General features: G+C 73.8%; 19 protein-coding genes. 12 read left to right on the top strand and 7 right to left on the bottom strand.

Annotation, left to right across the window (positions count from 1 at the left end):
* Positions 1-30 precede the first annotated feature (30 nt).
* Positions 31-3,210, bottom strand: coding sequence for an amidohydrolase family protein (locus C1N81_RS11270; RefSeq protein ID WP_394428641.1), 3,180 nt, complete (start codon positions 3,208-3,210; stop codon positions 31-33).
* 314 nt (positions 3,211-3,524) lie between these two features.
* Between C1N81_RS11270 and C1N81_RS11275 the strand changes: the two genes are divergently transcribed.
* From C1N81_RS11275 to C1N81_RS11285, 3 genes are all read left to right on the top strand, one after another.
* Positions 3,525-3,815: a tetratricopeptide repeat protein gene (locus C1N81_RS11275; RefSeq protein WP_394437860.1), complete on the top strand. Its 291-nt coding sequence runs from the start codon at positions 3,525-3,527 to the stop codon at positions 3,813-3,815.
* Positions 3,816-3,964: 149 nt separating this feature from the next.
* Positions 3,965-5,149: a methyltransferase gene (locus tag C1N81_RS11280; protein ID WP_394437863.1), complete on the top strand. Its 1,185-nt coding sequence runs from the start codon at positions 3,965-3,967 to the stop codon at positions 5,147-5,149.
* Positions 5,150-5,255: 106 nt separating this feature from the next.
* Positions 5,256-5,933, top strand: coding sequence for an AIM24 family protein (locus C1N81_RS11285; RefSeq protein WP_394428642.1), 678 nt, complete (start codon positions 5,256-5,258; stop codon positions 5,931-5,933).
* Positions 5,934-6,094: 161 nt separating this feature from the next.
* Here the strand turns inward: C1N81_RS11285 and C1N81_RS11290 are convergent, their stop codons facing one another.
* A complete protein-coding gene (locus C1N81_RS11290; protein WP_394428643.1) occupies positions 6,095-7,528 on the bottom strand; it encodes a dihydrolipoyl dehydrogenase family protein in 1,434 nt (477 codons plus the stop codon).
* Between the two features lie 144 nt (positions 7,529-7,672).
* Between C1N81_RS11290 and trxA the strand changes: the two genes are divergently transcribed.
* Entirely contained in the window at positions 7,673-8,080 is a 408-nt protein-coding gene (gene trxA, locus C1N81_RS11295; protein WP_394428644.1) for a thioredoxin, read from the top strand.
* 139 nt (positions 8,081-8,219) lie between these two features.
* Here trxA and C1N81_RS11300 read toward each other — a convergent pair whose 3' ends face one another.
* Positions 8,220-9,329: a LacI family DNA-binding transcriptional regulator gene (locus tag C1N81_RS11300; protein ID WP_394428645.1), complete on the bottom strand. Its 1,110-nt coding sequence runs from the start codon at positions 9,327-9,329 to the stop codon at positions 8,220-8,222.
* Between the two features lie 40 nt (positions 9,330-9,369).
* On the bottom strand, positions 9,370-10,416 hold the full coding sequence (locus tag C1N81_RS11305) for a glycosyl hydrolase family 18 protein (RefSeq protein ID WP_394428646.1): 1,047 nt from the start codon (positions 10,414-10,416) through the stop codon (positions 9,370-9,372).
* 71 nt (positions 10,417-10,487) lie between these two features.
* Between C1N81_RS11305 and C1N81_RS11310 the strand changes: the two genes are divergently transcribed.
* The 5 genes from C1N81_RS11310 to egtD all read left to right on the top strand — a co-directional run bounded on the left by C1N81_RS11310 (position 10,488) and on the right by egtD (position 15,491).
* The gene (locus C1N81_RS11310; protein ID WP_394428647.1) at positions 10,488-10,946 is read left to right on the top strand and encodes a type II toxin-antitoxin system PemK/MazF family toxin; all 459 of its coding nucleotides are present in this window, start codon (positions 10,488-10,490) and stop codon (positions 10,944-10,946) included.
* A gap of 183 nt (positions 10,947-11,129) precedes the next feature.
* Positions 11,130-12,416 carry an ergothioneine biosynthesis glutamate--cysteine ligase EgtA gene (egtA, locus tag C1N81_RS11315; RefSeq protein ID WP_394428648.1) on the top strand — a complete coding sequence of 429 codons (1,287 nt, stop codon included), beginning with the start codon at positions 11,130-11,132 and terminating at the stop codon, positions 12,414-12,416.
* Complete coding sequence (gene egtB, locus C1N81_RS11320) at positions 12,413-13,762, top strand: ergothioneine biosynthesis protein EgtB (protein ID WP_394428649.1); 1,350 nt, start codon at positions 12,413-12,415, stop codon at positions 13,760-13,762. Before egtA ends, egtB begins: the two co-directional genes overlap by 4 nt.
* Positions 13,762-14,526: an ergothioneine biosynthesis protein EgtC gene (gene egtC, locus C1N81_RS11325; RefSeq protein ID WP_394428650.1), complete on the top strand. Its 765-nt coding sequence runs from the start codon at positions 13,762-13,764 to the stop codon at positions 14,524-14,526. Before egtB ends, egtC begins: the two co-directional genes overlap by 1 nt.
* Positions 14,523-15,491, top strand: a complete 969-nt coding sequence (gene egtD, locus C1N81_RS11330; protein WP_394428651.1) for an L-histidine N(alpha)-methyltransferase — start codon at positions 14,523-14,525, stop codon at positions 15,489-15,491. The genes egtC and egtD overlap by 4 nt, the downstream gene beginning before the upstream one ends.
* Positions 15,492-15,510: 19 nt before the next feature.
* Here the strand turns inward: egtD and C1N81_RS11335 are convergent, their stop codons facing one another.
* Complete coding sequence (locus tag C1N81_RS11335) at positions 15,511-16,749, bottom strand: extracellular solute-binding protein (RefSeq protein ID WP_394428652.1); 1,239 nt, start codon at positions 16,747-16,749, stop codon at positions 15,511-15,513.
* Between the two features lie 259 nt (positions 16,750-17,008).
* Here C1N81_RS11335 and C1N81_RS11340 point away from each other — a divergent pair, with 259 nt between their 5' ends.
* Complete coding sequence (locus C1N81_RS11340) at positions 17,009-17,224, top strand: dodecin (RefSeq protein ID WP_394428653.1); 216 nt, start codon at positions 17,009-17,011, stop codon at positions 17,222-17,224.
* A gap of 17 nt (positions 17,225-17,241) precedes the next feature.
* On the opposite strand, the gene C1N81_RS11345 is transcribed toward C1N81_RS11340, so the two are convergent.
* Positions 17,242-17,730 carry a phosphatase domain-containing protein gene (locus tag C1N81_RS11345; protein WP_394428654.1) on the bottom strand — a complete coding sequence of 163 codons (489 nt, stop codon included), beginning with the start codon at positions 17,728-17,730 and terminating at the stop codon, positions 17,242-17,244.
* A gap of 59 nt (positions 17,731-17,789) precedes the next feature.
* Between C1N81_RS11345 and C1N81_RS11350 the strand changes: the two genes are divergently transcribed.
* Together C1N81_RS11350 and C1N81_RS11355 are read left to right on the top strand one after the other, a co-directional pair.
* Entirely contained in the window at positions 17,790-18,821 is a 1,032-nt protein-coding gene (locus C1N81_RS11350) for an LLM class flavin-dependent oxidoreductase (RefSeq protein WP_394428655.1), read from the top strand.
* 34 nt (positions 18,822-18,855) lie between these two features.
* Positions 18,856-19,431, top strand: coding sequence for a TetR/AcrR family transcriptional regulator (locus C1N81_RS11355; protein WP_394428656.1), 576 nt, complete (start codon positions 18,856-18,858; stop codon positions 19,429-19,431).
* Here C1N81_RS11355 and C1N81_RS11360 read toward each other — a convergent pair.
* Positions 19,386-20,618: an acyl-CoA dehydrogenase family protein gene (locus C1N81_RS11360; protein WP_394428657.1), complete on the bottom strand. Its 1,233-nt coding sequence runs from the start codon at positions 20,616-20,618 to the stop codon at positions 19,386-19,388. The two genes, C1N81_RS11355 and C1N81_RS11360, sit on opposite strands and share 46 nt — an antisense overlap.
* Positions 20,619-20,657 lie beyond the last annotated feature (39 nt).

Here is a 20,657-nt window from a genome sequence, read left to right on the forward strand (position 1 = left end):
GCCCTACTCTCCCCCGTCCTCCGGGCGGCGTCAGAATCCGGGGTCGCAGCAACCGTCCTTCCTCATGTGGCGGCTCACCTCCAGCCAGTGGTCGTCGTGGGCGCCCGGGGTGAGCGGCTCGAAGGCGCCGACGAGGTCGGCCTGGCGGAACAGGAGTCCGCCGCGCAGGACTTCGGCCGTCCGGACCAGGTCGTCGAAGTCGGTGAACGGGTCGCCGTCGACGAGGGTGAGGTCGGCGAGTTTTCCCTCCTCGACGGTGCCGAGGTCGGCGTCCGCGCCGAAGACGCGGGCGGGCAGGACGGTCGCGGTGCGCAGCGCCTCGGCCGGGGTGAGGCCGCCGCGGTGCAGGGCGCGCAGCGCGAGATGCAGGTGCAGGCCGACCGGGACGAGGGGCTGGTCGGTGCCCAGGGCGACCAGTCCCCCGTCGGCGAGGACGCGCCGGTAGGTGTCGGTTTCCCGGCGCAGGGTGGCGAGTTGCGCATCCGTGGGCGGGGCCGCCGCCAGCTGGTCCACGACGACCGTGTCCCACGGCGGCATCAGCGTCGTGACGCGCGGGTCGTCCGCGAGGGCGGGGTCGGCGCCGAGCAGCGGCGCCGCCGTGAACGGCGTCGCGACGAGGTGGAAGCCCGCCCGGGTGTAGATCTCCCGCACGTCCTCGCAGGACCGGCCGCCCGCCGTCGTGGCGTGCCCGAACTCCAGGCGCTGCGTCGCCTGCAGATGGGTCGTCAGATCCTGGCCGAGCTGGACGCCGGGCGTGCACAGGTGGCTTCCGCTGCGCACCCCGAGCCGTTCGTGCGCGAAGCGCGCCGCCTCCTCCATCACCCAGCCCGGCGCCCGTACGTAGGTCTTCACGAAGTCCCAGTCGAGCGCGGCGGCCCGGTCGAGGGAGCGGCGCAGGCCCGCGCGGGTGCGGTGGGCGCGGCACATGCTGTACGCGACGCGGGCCCCGTCAAGGAGTTCGCCGGTGGCGAGGAGGCGGGGTCCGGCGAGCGCCCCGGCGTTCACCGCTTCCCGGACGCGGGCCTGTTCGTAGGCGAATCCGCCGAGGGAGACCGCGGTGGTGATGCCGTAGGCGAGTTGCAGGACGGTCTGACGGCCGCCGTAGGTGGACTGCCAGGGATGGGTGTGGGCGTCCCACAGGCCCGGCAGGACCGTCCGGTCGGAGGCGTCGATCCGGTGCGCGGCGGGGCGCCGGGCGCCCGCGCGGTGCGGGGCCACGCCGACGATCCGGCCACGCTCGATCGTGAGGTCGACGTCGTCGCGGACGGCGCCCCCCGTCCCGTCCCAGAGGCGGCCCGCGTGCACCACGGTGTCGGCGGGGCGCGGGCGGCGCTGGTCGAGCGGGACGCGGACGGTACGGGCGATGCCGCGCTCCACGTCCAGGAGGCGGAGCCGCCCCGCCGACAGGTAGAGCAGGCGGCGGCCGTCGGCGGCCCAGCTCGGATGGTCCGCGGCCTCCTCGGTGATCTGGCGGGGCGGCCCGTCCGGGGTGCCGTCGGGGCGGACGGGCAGCAGCCACAGCGCGGACTCGACGACGACGGCCATGGTGCGGCCTCCGGGGGACCAGACGGGCCCGGAGTCGTACCGGTCGGCGAGCGACACGTGCGGGGCGACCGGGTGCAGCACGGCCGTGCCGGTGGTGGTGTCGACGACGCGGATGAGGTTGTAGCCCTCGCGGAAGCGCTGGTTGAGGCGGTTGCGGTCGCACAGGGCGACATAGCGGCCGTCGGGCGACCAGGAGGGCCGGCCGGGCAGTCCGCCGCCGCCGAGCGGTGCGGCGAGGACCCGGTCGGTGCCCGCCGCGAGGTCGCGGACCACGAGGTTCCCCGACATGTCGAGGCAGGCGAGGCGGGTGCCGTCCGGCGACAGCGCCGGAAAGACCCGGCCGCCCTCCGCCAGGACGGTCTCCTCGCCGGTGGTGAGGGAGTGGCGGCGCACGGCGAAGAGGCCCGCGCGGTCGTCCGCGTAGACGACGGCGTCGCCCTCGGGGGTCCAGGCGGGGGCGAGGAGGTAGCGCGTCACGGGCGCCCGGACGATGCGGCGGGGCGCCTTGCCGCCCGAAGTGGCAGCCACATAAAGGGAGTTGAGGGCGGCGAAGGCGACCGAGCGGCCGTCGGGAGAGAGCGCGGGCAGGTGCGGGGCGCGCACCGGGTGCACTCCCCCGGCCTCGACGTCGTAGCGCTTGACGCGGTAGCGCGGCCGGTCGACGGTGTGGCGGGCGAGGAAGGGGATGCGTTCGGCGTCCCCGGGCGCGTCGGGGCGCACGATGCGGAACGTGCCGTCGACCGTGAGCAGCAGCGTGTCGTCCCCGGTCCAGCGCGGCGGCACGGGCGCCAGGTCACCGCCGACATCGACCGGTTTCCCGTCGACCACGAGGGTGCAGCCGGCGGCGGGTGCCGGGGTGGTGCGGAGGTGGGCGAGGCGGCCGCGCGGCGACAGCGCCGGGGTCATGACCTGGGCGCCCGAGTCGTCCACGCGCTCGACGACGACGGGCCCGGTGCCGTCCGCGCCGACGGAGGCGATGGTCGAGGCCCGCAAGGCGGCTCCGGCGGCGGGTACGACACCGCGGACGAAGAGGACCCGGGCCCCGTCCGGCGACCAGGCGGGGTCGAAGTCCTCCCACGCGCCGCCCTGCCCGGGTCCCGACTGGCCGGGCAGACCGGTCAGCCGCGTCAGGCTCCCGTCCCGTACGTCGACGATCCAGACGCGGTACGGGCTCCCGGCGACCGGATCGCCCCCGCGCTCGGAGGCGAACGCGACCCGGGTGCCGTCCGGCGACCAGGCGGGCCCGCGATCGTCCCAGGGCCCGTCGGTGAGCTGCCGCGGCGCGGACCCGTCGGCGTCGAGCAGCCAGAGATGGAACCCGCCGCCCCGGTACGCGCAGACGACGATCCGCTCCCCGTCCGGGCTGAACTGCGGCCTGGTGGGCTCCAGTCCGGGTGTCGTGAGCGCGGTCGCGGCGCCGCCGTCGCGCGGGACCGACCACAGGACGTTCTGGACCTCCGCGACGAGCCGGTCACCGGACGGGGAGAGGGTCGCGGCGCCGTTGGTGGCCTCGGTGAACGACAGCACGGCGGGCCGCGCGCCGACCGCCGCGAGCGACGGCAGTTCGAGCACACCGCCCCCGGCGACGGCGCCCGCCGCGACGGTGCCGCTCTGGAGGAAACGGCGGCGCGAGAGGGCGGAACCGGTGAGGCGGGGCGTGTCCATGGGGCTCCCAGGGCGCAGAGGGGGGGTGCGGGACCGGACGATGCGCGGGACGTAGAGGGGACTGAGAGCAACATAGGGGTCGCAGCGGCGGAGGGGGATGCCCCGCGCGGGGACGGCCGGATCCTTGCGACCACCCGGCACGAGTCCGGGAAGGCCCCGGTTGAGCCCCGCCCGAGCCCCGGCCGAGCCCCCGCCGAGCCCGGGGAATATGCCGCACGCACCCCGGGTTGACGCCCCCGAACGACGAGGAGGCAATCGTGGAGCAGAAGTACTACACGCACGGGACGGCCGCCGAGCGGTGGGAGCGGGCGCGGATGTTCTTCGACGCGAAGGAGTACACCAAGGCCGCCCACATCCTGGACGGGCTGGTCGAGGAGGCTCCCGAGCAGGTCGGTCCGCGACTGCTGCTCGCCCGCTCCTACTACCACTCGGCCCAGCTGCGGCGCGCCGAGGACCAGCTGCGGATCGTCGTCGAGCGCGACCCCGTCGAGCACTACGCCCGCCTGATGCTCGGCCGGACGCTCGAGCGCCAGGGCCGGGACGCGGAGGCGTCTCCGCACCTGCGGATGGCGTCGGCCCTCGCGGGTGACTTCCCGCAGGACTGAGCCGGTCCGGACCCGCGCCACAGGAGCCGCAGCTCACCGCGTACACCGCTGTGAGCTGCGGCTCCTCCCATGAGGCCGCCCGGCCGCTCGGTTAGCCTGGTCGGACGATGAACCGCACCGAGCCGACCACCCCCGCCCCCGCCCAGCGCATGAGCACGCCCTGGGGCGAGCCGCACCTCACCCGCTTCCCCGCGGACCCCCGCGACCCCCTGCGCGCCTGGGACGCCGCCGACTCCTATCTGCTGAAGCACCTGGCCGAGAGCGGCACCGGGCTGTCCGGCGCGGTCGTGGTGGTCGGCGACCGGTGGGGCGCGCTCGGCACGGCCCTCAGCGAGGCCGAGGGCTGCACGCCGACGCTGATCTCGGACTCGTACCTGGGGCAGCGGGCGACGGAGGAGAACCTGGCCCGCGCGGGAGCCGCCCCCGGCGGGACCCGGCTGCTCACCACTCAGGACACCCCGCCGGACCGCGTGGACGTCCTGCTCGTCCGCGTACCGAAGAGCCTGGCGCTCCTGGAGGACCAGCTGCACCGGCTGCGGCCCGCCCTGCACGAGGGCACCGTGGTCGTCGGCACCGGCATGGTCAAGGAGATCCACACCTCGACGCTGAACCTCTTCGAGCGGATCATCGGCCCGACCCGCACCTCCCTCGCCGAGAAGAAGGCGCGGCTCATCTTCAGCACACCGGACCCGACCACCCTCTCGCCCGGCCCCGATCCCTGGCCGCGCTCGTACCGACTCCCCGACGACGTCGGCGTGTTGGCGGGACGTACGGTCGTCAACCACGCGGGCGTGTTCTGCGCCGAGCGCCTGGACATCGGGACCCGGTTCTTCCTCCAGCACCTTCCGGCGGCCACCGGCGCCGCCCGGATCGTCGACCTGGGGTGCGGCAACGGCGTCGTCGGGACGAGCGCCGCGCTCACCGCCCCGGGCGCGGAGATCCTGTTCACCGACGAGTCGCACCAGGCCGTGGCGTCGGCCGAGGCGACGTACGCGCACAACTGCGCCGACCGCCCCGGCAAGGCCGTCTTCCGCGTCGGCGACGGTCTCGCGGACGTGCCCCGCGCGAGCGTGGACCTCGTCCTCAACAACCCGCCCTTCCACTCGCACCAGGCGACGACGGACGCGACGGCGTGGCGCATGTTCCGCCAGGCCCACGCGGCGCTGCGCCCCGGCGGCGAACTGTGGGTCGTCGGCAACCGGCACCTCGGCTACCACCTGAAGCTGCGGCGCCTGTTCGGCAGCTGTGAACTCGTCGCGAGCGACCCGAAGTTCGTGGTCCTGCGGGCGGTGAGGCGCGAGGACACCCGCGCGCGGGGGGCCCGGCGCGGCTGATCCGCCGCGCCGCCATGACGGATCCACCGTGCCGACGCGGCCGGTCTCCCGAGCCGACGCATCCCCGTGCTTGCTGGAACGAATCCCTCCGGGCGACGATGCCCCTATGAAGGGTGATCTTTTCGCGAGTGAGTACATGGTGCAGGCCGCTGTCGCGCCCGGCATGACCGTCCAGAACGCCAAGTCGATCCGTTACGTGGTCAACGGCGAGATGCTGGCCCGCCAGGGATCGATGATCGCCTACCGGGGGAATCTGCAGTTCGAACGGAAGGGCCAGGGCGTCGGCGGCATGCTGAAGCGGGCCGTCACCGGAGAGGGCCTGGCCCTGATGAAGGTGACGGGCCAGGGCGAGGCGTGGTTCGCGCAGGAAGCGCAGAACGTCTTCGTCGTCGACATCGAGCCCGGCGACGTCTTCACCGTCAACGGCCGCAACGTCCTGTGCTTCGACGCCACCCTGTCCTACGAGATCAAGACGGTGAAGGGCGCCGGCATGACCGGCGGCGGCCTGTTCAACAGCGTCTTCACCGGCCACGGCAAGCTCGGCCTGGTCTGCGAGGGCAACCCGCTCGTCCTGCCCGTCTCCCCGCAGCAGCCGGTCTACGTCGACACGGACGCGGTGGTCGGCTGGAGCGCCAACCTGCGCACCTCCCTGCACCGCTCCCAGTCCGTCGGCTCGATGCTGCGCGGCGGCTCCGGCGAGGCGGTGCAACTCATGCTGGAGGGCGAGGGGTTCGTGGTGGTCCGCCCGAGCGAGGCCACCGCGCAGAAGCCGCAGCAGCACTGAGGGGCTGACGAGAACAATGTGCTGACGCGGCGTGCGCTGCGGAACGGACCTGCGGGCCGGGTTCGCACGCGCGCTGCGGGTCCGGCTACGTCCCCGACGCCCCGCCGCCCTGGGCGCGCGTCGTCACGATCGGCTGAGGAGTGCCGGGGACCGTCACCTGCCTAGCTGCTCTGGTCCCGGTACGTCTCGAGGAGCCGCAGCCACACCTCGCTCACCGTCGGGTACGCGGGGACCGCGTGCCACAGCCGGTCGATGGGGACCTCGCCCGCGACGGCGATCGTCGCCGAGTGGATGAGTTCGCCGACGCCGGGGCCGACGAAGGTGACGCCGAGGAGGATCTCCCGGTCGAGGTCGACGATCATGCGGGCGCGGCCGGTGTAGCCGTCGGCGTACAGGCCCGCCCCGGCGACGCCCGCCATGTCGTAGTCGACGGCGCGGACACGGTGGCCCGCCTGTTCGGCCTCGGCGAGGGTGAGGCCGGCGCTGGCCGCCTCCGGGTCGGTGAAGACGACCTGGGGGACGGCGGAGATGTCGGCGGTGGCGACATGGGCGCCCCAGCGGTCGGTCTCCAGGAGCGGCACCCCGGCGGCCCGCGCGGTGATGGCGGCGCCCGCGATACGGGCCTGGTACTTGCCCTGGTGGGTGAGGAGGGCGCGGTGGTTGGCGTCGCCGACGGCGTAGAGCCAGTCGTGGCCCTTCACGCGCAGGGTGTCGTCGACCTCCAGCCAAGAGCCGGGCTTCAGGTCCACCGTGTCCAGGCCGATGTCCTCGGTGCGCGGGGCGCGGCCGGTGGCGAAGAGGATCTCGTCGGCCTCGAGGGTGGAGTCGTCGTCGAGGGTGACGGTGACCGTGGCGCCCTGGCGGTGCACGGCCTTCACGGAGACGCCCGTACGGACGTCAGCGCCCGCCTCGCGCAGCGCGTCCGAGACCAGCTCACTGGCGAACGGCTCCATCCGGTTCAGCAGGCCGTCGCCGCGTACGAGCAGGGTGACCTGGGAGCCGAGCGCCTGCCAGGCCGTGGCCATCTCGGTGGCGACGACGCCGCCGCCGACCACGACGAGGCGGCCGGGCGCGTGGTCGGCGCTGGTGGCCTCGCGGCTGGTCCAGGGCTTGGCGTCGGCGAGGCCCGGCAGGTCGGGCAGGGCGGCGCGGGTGCCGGTGCACACGGCGACGGCGTGCCGGGCCACCAGCGTGGTGACCGTGCCGTCGTCGGCGGTGACCGTGACACGGCGGGGTCCGGCGAGGCGGCCGTGGCCGCGGTAGAGGTCGACGCCGATGGACTCCAGCCAGCCGACCTGGCCGTCGTCCTTCCAGTGGGAGGTGAAGTAGTCGCGGTGGGCGAGCACGGCGGTGGTGTCGAGGGGGCCCTGCACCGACTGGCGCAGCCCCGGTACGCGGCGGGCGTCCGCGCGGGCGATCACGGGGCGCAGCAGGGCCTTGCTGGGCATGCAGGCCCAGTACGAGCACTCGCCGCCCACGAGTTCGCTCTCCACGATCGCGGCGCTCAGCCCGCCCGCTCGTGCCCGGTCCGCGACATTTTCGCCGACCGGTCCCGCTCCCACCACAACAACGTCGTACTCGATAGCTTCCGTCATACCCGTCAGTGTGACCGCAGGTGTGCCGGTGGGCCACATGGGTACGCGCGCGGAATACGTCCGTGTCACGGATCGTTGTGCCCAGCGGCTTTGCCCCTTGCGGCTTCGCCCCGAAATCCAGGAAGCAGGAAGAGGGAACACACCATGAGCAGCACCACCGTGGAGCTGACCAAGGACAACTTCGATCAGATGGTCACGGAGAACGAGTTCGTGCTGATCGACTTCTGGGCGTCCTGGTGCGGTCCGTGCAAGCAGTTCGCCCCGGTCTACGAGAAGTCGGCCGAGGCCAACCCCGACCTCGTCTTCGGCAAGGTCGACACGGAGGCGCAGCCCGAGCTGGCCGCCGCCTTCGGCATCCAGTCGATCCCCACGCTGATGATCGTCCGTGACCAGGTGGCCGTGTTCGCCCAGCCCGGCGCGCTGCCGCAGGAGGCTCTGGACGACGTGATCGGCCAGGCCCGCCGGCTCGACATGGACGAGGTCCGCAAGTCCGTCGCCGAGCAGCAGGCACAGGCGCAGGCGCAGGAAGGACAGCAGCCCGAGCAGGGCTGAGGCCCCTCGCGCGAGGAAAGGGGGCGGTCGCCGGGGGCGGCCGCCCCCTTTCCCGTGCGGTGCGCGGGGTACCGGCGTCGCCGCCGCCGACCTGGCGGACCAGGTCCGCGACTCACGTGGAGGGGACCAGGTCCGCGACTCAACTGGAGTCGCGGGGTACCGCCGTCGCGCCGAGCACCTGGCGCACCTCCGGCCGGGCCGCCGGGTCGCGCACGAGGCCGTCCACCAGGTCGGCCAGCTCCTCGCCCGACGGCAGGGCGATCCGTACGGTGCTGAGGCGGGGCCGCAGCAGGCGGCCGAGCATCAGGTCGTCGGCGCCGATGACGGCGACGTCGCCTGGGATGTCGGCGCCGGCGTCCTGGAGTGCGCGCATGAGCAGCATCGCGTACTCGTCGTTGTAGGCGAACACGGCGCGCAGGCCCAGGTCGCGCAGGTGGGCGGCGACGCGGGCCGCGTCCTCCTCCTCGTACGCGAGCGGCAGGGGCACGGCGTCCGCGCCGCTGTCCTGGACGCCCGCGAGGCGGGGCAGGGCGAAGGTGCCGAGGCCCTGTTCGCGGGGCATGACGACGCCGGTCCTGGTGTGGCCGCGGGCCAGCAGGTGGGCACCGGCGGCGCGGCCCACCTCCCGGTGGTCCATGATCAGCGCGTGGGCGCCCTCGACGGGTTCGGGGCCGAGCGTGATGACGGCCCGCGCACCCGACCGGCGCAGCAGGTCGACGCCGCCCGCGCCCATCCCGGCCGGGGCGAGCACGGCGACCGGGCGCAGCTCGGCCCAGGCGCGGGCCGCTTCCTCGCCGCCGAGGCCGACGCTCCCGTACTGCACCACGGTGTAGTCGAGGCGGCTGAGCGCCCATTGCAGCGCGTTGAGGAAGCCGCTGTAGAGCGGGCCGACGGGGACGTCGGGGGTCGGCATCAGGACGATGCGGCTGTGCCCGGCGCGCAGGCTGCGGGCGGCGGCGTGCGGGACGTAGCCGAGTTCCTTGGCGGCCTCGTGGACGCGGCGGCGGGTGGGTTCGCTGATGCGGACGGCGCTGGTGTTGTTCAGCACGTAGCTGACGGTGGCGCGGGAGACCCCGGCCAGGCGCGCGACGTCGGCGCTGGTCGGCACGGTGCCCCGGGCGGGCCTGACCGGGGCGGTGGGGTCGGCGGGGCCGGTGGCGCCGAGGGCGGTGGCGGGGCCGGGGGCGTCAGCGGGCGGGGACGGCGGGACGGGTTGCTGCTCGGGTATCTGCACCATGACCCCCGGCATCCTTCCAGACGGGTCCGAGGGCCATACAGCTGCCTACGGCCTAGGGCGTCGCCAGTGTCTTCCACAGTTCGGGCTGCTCGAAGCCCAGCGCCCAGAGCACCGTGTGGGCCACCTTGTGCTTGCGCAGAACGGGCAGGTGGGCGGCGGTGCCGCGGGCGTCCTGGTACCAGACGACGCGCTTCGTCCCACCGTCCTTGTAGGTGAAGTGCGGGGTGCGGGAGTCCGGGTCGAGCGCGTAGGGCGCCTTGACCTTGCGGCGCAGCGCCTCGGCCTCTCTCGTCGTCACGGCCTTCGCCCGCGCCTTGCTGCCGACGGCCCAGTCCCACCCGTACGCCGGGAGCCCCAACTCCAGCTTGGCGGGCGGCACTTCGGCCGTCGCCCGGGTCAGGATCTCGTCGTACCAGGAGGGTGAGGCCAGCGGGCCCGGTGCGCCTTGGGCGTGGTGCAGGTTGTACGCCATGATGCGCAGCCGGTCGGCGGCGGCGCCGAGCTTCTTGTAGTCCCAGACACGGCCGCTGATGCGGGTCTTGGGGGTGACGGTGACGAAGCACTGCTTGCGCAGGGCGTGCAGCCGCGCGCACAGGTCGGTGACGAAGGCGGCGTAGCCGTCGCGGACGGCCGCGTACGTGGCGTCCGGGGTCGGCGCGATGGTCTCGTAGTCGAGGTCGAGGCCGTCGTAGTCCCGGCCGCGGACGACGGCGAGCAGCGCCTTGACGTGGGCCGCGCGCTGGTCGGGGTGGGTCAGGACGGCCGCCAGGGCGCCGGGCTTCACCGCGTCGTTGACGGTCGGGACGACCTGGACGCCCTTGGCGCGCAGGCCGTCGACGACGCGCCGCTCCCCCGCGCCCGGGTAGCCGTCGACGCGGGTCGCCGATTTCATCGCGTACCAGAAGGGGCTGACGGTGCGCAGCTGCGCGGCGTGGGCGAGCGCGTCCTTGTGGGCGGCGTCCTGGTCCCAGTAGGGCAGCCAGGCGGAGACGGTGCGCGGGGGCGGCGCCGCAGGCGCGGGGGCGGCGGCGCTCAGGGTGAGCAGTACGCCCAGAACGCCCAGGACGGAGGCCATGCCTCGGGATAAGTGTCGTGCCATGAGGTGAGCCTCCGGGGCGTCCGGCGCACCCGCCGCGCGGATTGCGCCGTCCAGGCTCTAACGTGACCCGCGTGACTGCCTTCACGGATGACAACGCCACAGAAGAGAACCCCGGCCGCCACGGCTCGACGGCCACGGTCGAGGCCGATCCGCGCCAGGTCGGGCGGGTGCGGACCGAGTACGCGCCCGAGCACGACGGCGACCCGGACCCGGGCGAGATCGTCTGGACGTGGGTGCCCTACGAAGAGAACGACGGGCGCGGCAAGGACCGGCCGGTCCTCGTGGTGGCGCGGGAGGCGGCAGGCACACTGCTCGCCGTGCAGCTGTCCAGCAAGCGCCACGACGCCGACCGCGAATGGGTCGCGATCGGCGCGGGGCCGTGGGACCGCAGCGGCCGGGATTCGTGGGTGAACGTCGACCGGGTGCTGCGCGTGCACGAGCGCGGGATGCGGCGCGAGGCGTGCGCCCTGGACCGGGGCCGCTTCAACCTGGTCGTGCTCCGGCTGCGGGAGCGCTACGGCTGGAACTGATCCCTCCCCGTCCACGTCCGCGTCTCCGAGGCTTTACCGGCAGCGCGCCGGGGCACTCTTGTGCGGACCGCCGCGAGCGTCTTGGGTGGTACGACCGCCGCCCGGGACGGCTCCGCGCCGGACCGACATGACGGCATGGCCGCCACCGGCGACCATGGAGTCCACGAGGACTGGAGGCCCGACATGGGTGAGGGAGACTGTACGGCGCTCGGTGAGCTGATCACCGAGGCCGGCACCGAGGCTCTGGTTCAGGGCATCTGTTTCAAGACGGGACCGCCCCGCACGGTGGGTGTGGAGCTGGAGTGGATCGTCCACGAGCCGCGCCGGCCGCGGCTCCCGATACCTCCCGAACGGCTCGACGCGGCGTATGCCGCACTGCGCGCCCTGCCGCTGCGCTCGGCGCTCACCGTGGAACCCGGCGGCCAGCTGGAGCTCAGCTCGCTCCCCGCCGCCTCGCTGATGGAATGTGTCTCGGCCATGCGGGCCGATCTGACCGCCGTCCGCGCCGCGCTCCGCGGCCACGGACTCGTCCTGTCCGGCCACGGCACCGATCCGTGGCGTCCTCCGCGACGCGTCCTGCGTCAGCCCCGCTACGACGCCCTGGAGGCGTCCCTCGACCGTGCGGGTCCCGCCGGCCGGTCCATGATGTGCTCGTCCGCCTCGGTGCAGGTGTGCCTGGACGCGGGGTACGAGGAGCCGGGCCCGCTGGGCTTCGGCAGGCGCTGGCGCCTGGCGCATCTGCTCGGGCCCGTCCTCGTCGCCGCGTTCGCCAACTCACCGCTTTTGTCCGGGCGTTCGACGGGCTGGCGCTCCACGCGGCAGCTGCTGTGGGACCGCATCGCGGTGGGCCGCTCCGGCGCGCCGCCGCTGGACGGTGAGCCGCGCGCGACGTGGGCGCGGCACGTCCTGGACGCGCCGGTGATGTGCGTGCGCACGGACAGCGGCCCGTGGCACGTCCCGGAGGCGATGTCGTTCCGGGAGTGGACCCGGGGCGCGGGGCCGCGGCCACCGACCCGTGCCGACCTCGACTACCACCTCACCACCCTGTTCCCGCCGGTGCGGCCGCGCGGGCACCTCGAACTGCGGATGATCGACGCGCAGCCGGGCGACGACGGGTGGATCCTGCCCCTCGCCGTCACGACGGCGCTGTTCGACGATCCGCAGGCGGCCGAGACCGCGTACCGGGCCGTCAAACCGCTCGCCGAGCGGGCCGGCGCGACTCCGGCGCCGCACAATCCGCTGTGGCGGGACGCGGCCAGAGTGGGCCTCGCCGACCCCGAGCTGCGTGAGGCGGCCACGGCCTGCTTCACGACGGCCCTTGACGCGCTGCCCAGACTCGGCGCGGACGCCCGCGTACTGGAGGCGGTCGCGGATTTCACGCACCGCCAGGTCGTGCGCGGCCGATGTCCCGCCGACGACGTGCTCGATCCGCTTCCTGAACCCGCTCCGGGGAGGTCCGTCCGCTCATGACCATCGAGGAGAACGTCACCACGGATCCGGAGGCGTTGCGCCGTCGCGCGGCGGACGCGCTCCTGACCGCGCGCCGCCGCACCACACTCCTGACCAGTTGCGTGGAGGAGCCCGAACTCACCGCGCAGCACTCACCGTTGATGTCACCGCTGGTGTGGGACCTCGCGCACATCGGCAACCAGGAGGAGCAGTGGCTGCTGCGGGCGGTCGCGGGCCGCGAGGCGATGCGGCCCGAGATCGACCCGCTGTACGACGCCTTCGAGCACCCGCGCTCCGAGCGACCGCGACTGCCGCTGCTCAAGCCGCGGGAGGCGCGCGGTTACGCGGCCGAGGTGCGCGGCCGGGCGCTCGACATCCTGGGCGGTGCGTCGTTCGAGGCGGACGGCGCGGAGCGGCTGACCCGGTCGGGCTTCGCCTTCGGGATGATCGCCCAGCACGAGCAGCAGCACGACGAGACCATGCTGATCACGCACCAGCTGCGGACCGGCGCCGCCGCGCTCACCGCGCCCGACCCGGAACGTACGGCCGAGCCGTTCGACGGCCCGGCCGAGGTCCTCGTCCCGGGCGGCCCGTTCACCATGGGCACGACGGCCGAACCCTGGGCGCTCGACAATGAGCGGCCCGCGCACGCCCGCATCGTCCCGGCCTTCCACATCGACACGACCCCGGTGACGAACGGCGCCTACCTGGAGTTCATCGCCGACGGCGGCTACCGCGACCCCCGCTGGTGGGACCCGGCCGGCTGGGCGATGGTCCAGGAGGGCGGTTTCGAGGCGCCCCGGTTCTGGCGGCGCGAGGCGGGCCAGTGGCTGCGCCGCCGGTTCGGGGTGACGGAGGTCGTCCCCGCCGACGAGCCCGTCCTGCACGTCAGCTGGTACGAGGCCGACGCCTACGCCCGCTGGGCGGGGCGCCGCCTGCCGAGCGAGGAGGAGTGGGAGAAGGCGGCCCGCTTCGACCCCGCGACGGGCCGCTCCCTGCGCTATCCGTGGGGCGACACCGACCCGACGCCGGAGCGCGCCAACCTCGGCCAGCGCCATCTGCGCCCGGCCCCGGCGGGCAGCTACCCGCTCGGCGCCTCCCCGCTCGGCGTACGGCAGTTGATCGGCGACGTGTGGGAGTGGACGGCGAGCGACTTCCTGCCCTACCCCGGCTTCGTCGCCTACCCCTACCGCGAGTACTCGGAGGTGTTCTTCGGCCCTGGCCACAAGGTGCTGCGCGGCGGCTCGTTCGCGGTCGACGCGGTGGCGTGCCGGGGCACGTTCCGCAACTGGGACCTGCCGGTGCGGCGGCAGATCTTCGCGGGCTTCCGCACCGCCCGCGACGCCGCGCACCGGGAGGCCGTCTGATGTGCCGCCACCTGGCCTATCTCGGACCGCCCGTCGCGCTCGGCGAGGTGCTCGACGCGCCGCCGCACAGCCTGTTCCAGCAGTCCTGGGCGCCGCGCAGACAGCGGCACGGCACGGTCAACGCGGACGGGTTCGGCGTCGGCTGGTACGCGGACGGCGACCCGGTGCCCGCCCGCTACCGCCGGGCCGGGCCCATCTGGGCCGATCCGTCCTACGCGGACCTGGCCCGCGTGGTCCGCTCGGGCGCGCTGCTCGCGGCGGTCAGGGACGCCACCGTCCCGGGCGCCGACCAGGAGGCCGCGGCGGCGCCGTACGCCTCGGGACCGTGGCTGTTCAGCCACAACGGCGCGGTGCCCGGCTGGCCGCGCTCCCTGACGTCGCTGGTCTCCGCGCTGCCCGCCGCCGATCTGCTGTCCATGGAGGCCCGCTGCGACGCGGCGTTCCTGTGGGCCCTCGTCCTGCACCGGCTGCGCGACGGCGCCCGCGAGACCGGTGTGGCGCAGGCCCTGGCCGACACCGTCCTCGACGTCGCCGAGGTCACGCCGAACGCCCGCCTCAACCTCCTGCTCTGTGACGGCGAGACGATCGCCGCGACCGCCTGGGGCGACACCCTCTGGTACCTCTCCGAGCCGGGGCGGCGCACCGTCGTCGCCTCGGAGCCGTACGACGACGACCCGCGCTGGACCGAGGTGCCCGACCGCACGCTGCTCGCGGCGAGCCGCACCGACGTCCTCCTGACCCCGCTCAAGGAGCCTCCCGCGTGAGCCCGTACGCACTGACCCGCACTCTTCCCGAGGACGCCACCGACGCCGCGCTGCGCGCCGACGTCCTGAACGGCCTGACCGGCACCCCCAAGACGCTGCCGCCGAAGTGGTTCTACGACGCACGCGGCAGCGACCTGTTCGACGAGATCACCACCCTGCCCGAGTACTACCCGACCCGCGCCGAGCGCGAGATCCTCCTCGCGCGCGCACCGGAGATCGCGGCGGCGACGGGGGCGCGGACCCTGGTCGAGCTGGGTTCGGGCTCCTCCGACAAGACCCGCCACCTCCTCGACTCGTTCACGGAGCTGACGCACTACGTGCCGGTGGACGTGAGCGAGAGCGCGCTGCGGGGCGCGGCGAAGCTGCTGCTCACCGAGCACCCGTCGCTCGCCATCCACGCCCTGGTCGCGGACTTCACACGCGCACTGGCGCTGCCGGAGACACCCGGCCCGCGCCTCGTCGCGTTCTTCGGCGGCACCATCGGCAACCTGCTGCCCGAGGAGCGCGCCGCGTTCCTGACGTCCGTACGGGGTCTGCTCTCCCCCGGCGACTTCTTCCTGCTGGGCACGGATCTGGTCAAGGACGAGGCGACGCTCGTCGCCGCCTACGACGACGCGGCGGGCGTCACCGCGGCGTTCGACAAGAACGTGCTGAGCGTGGTCAACCGCGAACTCGGCGCCGACTTCGACCTCGACGCGTACCGGCACGTGGCCGTGTGGGACGCCGAGCGCGAGTGGATCGAGATGCGGCTGCGCTCGACCGTCACGCAGACCGTGAAGATCCCCGCCCTCGATCTCGCGGTGACCTTCGCGGCGGGCGAGGAGCTGCGCACGGAGGTGTCGGCGAAGTTCCGGCGCGAAGGCGTGAGAAGCGAACTGGCCGCAGCGGACCTTGAGTTGACGCGGTGGTGGACGGACACGGAGGGCAGGTTCGCCCTGTCGCTGAGCACCGTGCCGTCCACCTGAGAGGTCTGCGGCCCCGGGGTCACACGCCGCTGTCGTCGAGGCGGCGGGTGATCTCCCGGGCGGCGCTCTTCGCCTCGGTGGCCGGGTCCGCCCCGGACAGGACCCGGGACATGTAGGACTTGATGGGGTTGTCGGCGGCCTCCACGTTGGCCCAGAGCGGTGACGCGGGGGTCGCCTTGCCGTGCGCGGCGCCGACCGCCATCGCGGCGACGCCCGGCTCGCCGCTGACGGCGTCGGCCAGGGTCGTCTTGTTCGGCACGTAGTTCATGGTCTTGGCGAGGTCGGTGTTCCACTTCTCGCCCGCCAGGGCCTTCACGACCTCCACCGCGCCGGACCGGTCGTCGGTGTTGCCCGGCACGACGAGGTCCGAGCCGCCGGTGAAGACGGCGCCCGCCCGCGCGGCCGTCCTGCCGGGGATCGGGAAGTAGCCGAGCCTGCCCTTCAGCTCCGGGTTCTTGTCGACGATCTGCTGGGCGGCGCCGGGGACCGAGATGATCTGGGCGATGTCGCCCTTCGCGAACTGGTCGGCCTGGGAGGGGTGTTCCTCGTCGGCGTCCTTCGGTCCGTCGCCGAGCGCCTGGAGCCGCTCGTAGAAGTCCATGGCGCGCAGCGCGGCCGGTGAGTCGAGGGCGCCGGTCCAGGTGCCGCCCGATTCGTGGGCCAGTTCGCCGCCCTCGTCCCAGATGAATCCGGAGAGGCTGTACCAGTCCTGTCCGGCGAGGTAGATGCCCTGGGTTCCGCCGGTGCTCAGGCGGCTCGTCACGTCCAGCCACTCGTCGCGGGTCTTCGGCGGCTTCTTCACGCCGGCCTGCTCGAAGAGGTCCTTGTTGTAGATGACGACGCGGTTGGCGGCGTACCAGGGGATGCCGAACTGGCGGGAGTTGTCGACGCCGGGTTCGGCGAGGCCGGGCAGCCAGTCCTGCATGCCGAGGTCGCGGGCGGACTCCAGGGACAGGTCGGTCAGGCCGCCCTGGTCGATGTACTGCGGGACCTGGGTGTTGCCGACCTCGATGACGTCGGGGGCGTCGTCGCCGCCCTTGTCGCTCTTCAGGGCGGCGGAGACCTTCTCGCCGATCCCGGTCCACTCCTGGACGCGGACGTCGAGGCGGAGGTCGGTGTGCTCGGTTTCGAACTGCTTGGTGAAGCGCTCGACGAAGGCGTCCGACGCGCTGTTGCGCATCAGCCACACGGTGACCGTGCGCCGCTCGGGGCCGCCGCCCGGCAGGACGCCGCACGCGGTGACGAGTGTGCCGGTCACGACGACGAGGGAACAGAGGGACAGCGCGCCACGACGGGATCTCACGGGGGGTCACTTTCTGCCTGCGAACAGGTCGGATCGCCCGACGTGGGGGGAGGAGCAGTCAGCTCGTACGGGTATGTGGCTGGATTTTGGTATGTACCAATGAGGCGGTCAAGGGTTACCGGAAAGTAAGTCGCGGTCCGGCGGAAGCCGTGCGTCCGGCCCGCCCGCTCTCCGCCCCCTCGCGCGCGCGGGCACCCTGGGGCACGGTGGAACCATGTCGAATCACACCTACCGCGTCACCGAGATCGTCGGCACCTCCCACGAGGGTGTCGACCAGGCGATCCGCAACGGGATCGCGCGCGCCTCACAGACGCTGCGCAACCTCGACTGGTTCGAGGTCACGCAGGTCCGCGGCCAGATCGTCGACGGCGACGTCGAGCACTACCAGGTGGGCCTCAAGGTGGGCTTCCGCCTGGACGGCGACGTCTGAGGCCGCCCGCCGGCCGCTCAGGTCCGCCCCTCGCGCTCCTGGGCGTCCTTCAGCGCCGCCGACGTGCTCGCCCAGCGGGCCCGCACGACGCGGAACCCGGCGCGCTCCGCCTCGTCGCAGACCAGTTCGTCGTCGTCGACGAGCATGCGCACGGTGCGGCCGCGCGCAAGGCGGCGCAACACGTCCAGCTTGGTGCGGCGGGCGGGCCTGCGGTCGTCGTCGCGCCGCATCTTCAGCGTCGCGGCCGGCAACCCCTGGGCGGCCAGCCACGCCTCGGTGTCGGCACGGCACCGCTCGGGGCGCCCCGTCAGGTAGACGATCTCGCACTCGCGGGCGCTGTCGAGGACCATGGCGACGCCCTGCGCGAGCGGCGGATCGGCGGGCGCCGCGGCGAAGAACGCGTCCCAGTCTCGCGGCCTGCGCTCCAGGAACCGCTGCCGGTGGGCGGTGTCGGCGAGCGTGTTGTCCAGATCGAAGACGGCCAGCGGCCGCGCGTCCCGGGTCATGACGGCACCCTATGGCGCGCGACCGGGAATCCCTGCGGAGCCACCGTGTTGGAACGAACGTGACCACCGTGATCGAGTCGACCCGCTTCTCCGTCCTGGACCGCTCCCGCGTCCGGGAGGGCGCAACCGCCCCGCAGGCGCTGCGCGACACCGTCGCGCTCGCCCAGGACCTGGAGCGCCTCGGCTACCACCGCCTGTGGGTCGCCGAGCATCACGGCGTGCCCGGGGTCGCGGGCTCCGCCCCGACCGTCCTCGCGGCGGCCGTCGCGGCGGCGACCCGCACGCTCCGCGTCGGCACCGGCGGCGTGATGCTGCCCAACCACCGGCCGCTCGTCGTCGCCGAGCAGTTCGGGGTCCTGGAGTCCCTGTTCCCCGGGCGGATCGACATGGGGCTCGGCCGCTCCGTCGGGTTCACGGACGGCGTCCGCAAGGCGCTGGGCCGCGAGAAGGACGCCGCCGACGCGGAGGGCTTCGCCGAGCAGCTCGACGAACTGCTCGCCTTCTTCACCGGCACGTCCCCGACCCACGCCCACGCCCGCCCGAGCGAGGGCCTGGCCGTGCCGCCGTACCTCCTGGCCATGGGCGAGGGCGCCTCGATCGCGGCCCGCGCCGGCCTGCCCATGGTCATCGGCGACCTCCGCGACCGGGAGCGGATGCTGCGCGGCATCGACCGCTACCGCGCCGGGTTCCGCCCCTCGCCCTGGGCCGCGGAACCGTACGTCGTGATCTCCGGGACGGTCGCCGTCGCGGGCAGCGAACCGGAGGCCCGGCGCCTGCTGATCCCCGAGGCGTGGTCGATGGCGTACTCCCGCACCCACGGCACCTTCCCGCCGCTGCCGCCCGCCGAGCGCGTCACCGGCCTGGAGATGACCGCCAAGGAGCGCGAGCTGTACGAGTCGGGGCTGCGCGGCCACATCGCGGGCACCGAGCAGCAGGTCGCGGACGAGCTGGAGCGCGTCATCAAGGAGAGCGGCGCGCAGGAGGTCCTGGTCACGACCAGTACGTACGACCGCGAGGATCTGCTGGAGTCCTACCGGCGGCTCGCGCGGGTCGCGCGCCTGAGTCCGGCGCAGCCCTCGTCCGGCCCGTGATCGTGGGCGCGGGCGGGCCGGATATTCTGGGGACATGCCGCCAGCCGCCCGCCGTACAGCACGCCAGACAGACCTGCTCGAACGGTTGGTGACGCTCCTCGTCGCGGAGGGGTTCGCCTCCTTCACCCTCGACGACCTGGCGGAGCGCCTGCGCTGCTCGAAGACGACGCTGTACCAGCTCGCGCGGAGCAAGCAGGGCCTGGTGCGCGAGGCGGTGAAGCACTACTTCAAGAACGCGACGGCCGCGGTCGAGAAGCAGGTCGCCGACACCACGGCCCCGGCCGAGCGGGTCGTCGTGTACCTGACGGCGGTGGCGGAGCAACTGCGGCCGCTGTCCCGGCGGTTCCTCGACGACATGGCCGAGTTCGACGCCACACGCGAGGTCTACGAGGCCAACACGCGCCTCGCCGCCGACCGCATCCGGCAGCTCATCACCGAGGGCGTCACCGCGGGCGCCTTCCGCGAGGTGCACGCGGCGTTCGTGGGCGAGGTCGCCGCCGCCACCATGCAGGCGATCCAGCGCGGCGAGGTCACCCACCGCACCGGGCTCAGCGACTCCGAGGCCTACGCCGAGCTGGCCTCGCTCATCGTCCACGCCGTCGCTTCCTGACGCGGTTCCCGGCGCACGGGCGGGGCGGTCAGCGCGCCCGGCGCGGCCTTGGCGAGGGCGCGGCTGATGACGAGGCGCTGGATCTGGTTGGTGCCCTCGAAGATCTGCATGACCTTGGCCTCGCGCAGGTAGCGCTCGACCGGGTACCGGCTCGACCAGCCGTCGGCGCCCAGGAGGTCCACGGCGCCGCCGGTGACCTTCATGGCCTGGTCGGTGGCGACCAGCTTGGCGATGGACGCCTCCTGCCCGAAGGGGAGGCCCTGGTCCTTGCGGCGGGCGGCGGCGAGCGTGGTGGCGCGGGCGGCGGCGACCGACGCGGCGAGGTCGGCGAGGGCGAAGGCCGGGCCCTGCTGGGCGATGAGCGGCTGCCCGGCGAACTCGTGGCCGCGGGTGTAGGCGACCGCCTCGTCCAGGGCCGCCTGGGCGAGGCCGGTGGCGACGGCGGCGATGCCCATGCGGCCGCAGTCGAGCGCGGCGAGGGCGATCTGCAGGCCCTGGCCCTCGCGGCCGATGCGCCGCTCGACGGGGATGCGGACGTTCTCGAAGCGCATCGCCGCCGTGGCGGAGCCGGTGAGGCCCATCTTCCGCTCGGGCGGGTCGGCGCTCAGGCCCGGCGTGGTGGCGGGGACGAGGAAGCAGGAGATGCCGTGCGAGCGGTCGTCGGAGGTGCGGGCCATCACCGTGTAGAAGTCGGCGTGGCCGCCGTGCGTCGTCCAGGCCTTCACGCCGTTCAGCACATAGTGGTCGCCGTCGAGGACCGCGCGGGTGCGCATGGCGGCCGGGTCGGAGCCCGCCTCGGGCTCGGACAGGCAGTAGGCGCCGAGGAGGTCGCCGCCGAGCATGTCGGGCAGCCAGCGGCGGCGCTGCTGCTCGGTGCCGTAGACGGCGAGCGGGAAGCAGGACATGGCGTGCACGGAGACGCCGACACCGACGCTCGCCCAGGCGGACGCCACCTCTTCGAGGGCCTGGAGGTACACCTCGTAGCTCTGGCCGCCGCCCCCGTACTCCCTGCCGTAGGCCAGGCCGAGCAGTCCGGCGCGGCCGAGGGCGCGGAAGGCGTCGCGGGGAAAGGCGCTCGCGGCCTCGGCCTCGGCGGCATACGGCGTGAGCGCATCGGCGGCCAGTTCCCGGACGCGGCCGATCAGCTCGACGGCGTCGGGGCCGGGCAACGCACGGTCAGCGGGCATGGCCTCTCCCTCGTCTCGATGATACGGAGAATAGCACCG

Source organism: Streptomyces sp. SGAir0957 (assembly GCF_043523415.1).

Excerpts from the sequence above, each read along its gene's own strand:
- C1N81_RS11270 (WP_394428641.1), bottom strand. The coding sequence starts at position 3,210 with ATGGACACGCCCCGCCTCACCGGTTCCGCCCTCTCGCGCCGCCGTTTC.
- C1N81_RS11275 (WP_394437860.1), top strand. The coding sequence starts at position 3,525 with ATGTTCTTCGACGCGAAGGAGTACACCAAGGCCGCCCACATCCTGGAC.
- C1N81_RS11280 (WP_394437863.1), top strand. The coding sequence starts at position 3,965 with ATGAGCACGCCCTGGGGCGAGCCGCACCTCACCCGCTTCCCCGCGGAC.
- C1N81_RS11285 (WP_394428642.1), top strand. The coding sequence starts at position 5,256 with ATGAAGGGTGATCTTTTCGCGAGTGAGTACATGGTGCAGGCCGCTGTC.
- C1N81_RS11290 (WP_394428643.1), bottom strand. The coding sequence starts at position 7,528 with ATGACGGAAGCTATCGAGTACGACGTTGTTGTGGTGGGAGCGGGACCG.
- trxA (WP_394428644.1), top strand. The coding sequence starts at position 7,673 with ATGAGCAGCACCACCGTGGAGCTGACCAAGGACAACTTCGATCAGATG.
- C1N81_RS11300 (WP_394428645.1), bottom strand. The coding sequence starts at position 9,329 with ATGCCGGGGGTCATGGTGCAGATACCCGAGCAGCAACCCGTCCCGCCG.
- C1N81_RS11305 (WP_394428646.1), bottom strand. The coding sequence starts at position 10,416 with ATGGCACGACACTTATCCCGAGGCATGGCCTCCGTCCTGGGCGTTCTG.
- egtA (WP_394428648.1), top strand. The coding sequence starts at position 11,130 with ATGGGTGAGGGAGACTGTACGGCGCTCGGTGAGCTGATCACCGAGGCC.
- egtB (WP_394428649.1), top strand. The coding sequence starts at position 12,413 with ATGACCATCGAGGAGAACGTCACCACGGATCCGGAGGCGTTGCGCCGT.
- egtC (WP_394428650.1), top strand. The coding sequence starts at position 13,762 with ATGTGCCGCCACCTGGCCTATCTCGGACCGCCCGTCGCGCTCGGCGAG.
- C1N81_RS11340 (WP_394428653.1), top strand. The coding sequence starts at position 17,009 with ATGTCGAATCACACCTACCGCGTCACCGAGATCGTCGGCACCTCCCAC.
- C1N81_RS11345 (WP_394428654.1), bottom strand. The coding sequence starts at position 17,730 with ATGACCCGGGACGCGCGGCCGCTGGCCGTCTTCGATCTGGACAACACG.
- C1N81_RS11355 (WP_394428656.1), top strand. The coding sequence starts at position 18,856 with ATGCCGCCAGCCGCCCGCCGTACAGCACGCCAGACAGACCTGCTCGAA.
- C1N81_RS11360 (WP_394428657.1), bottom strand. The coding sequence starts at position 20,618 with ATGCCCGCTGACCGTGCGTTGCCCGGCCCCGACGCCGTCGAGCTGATC.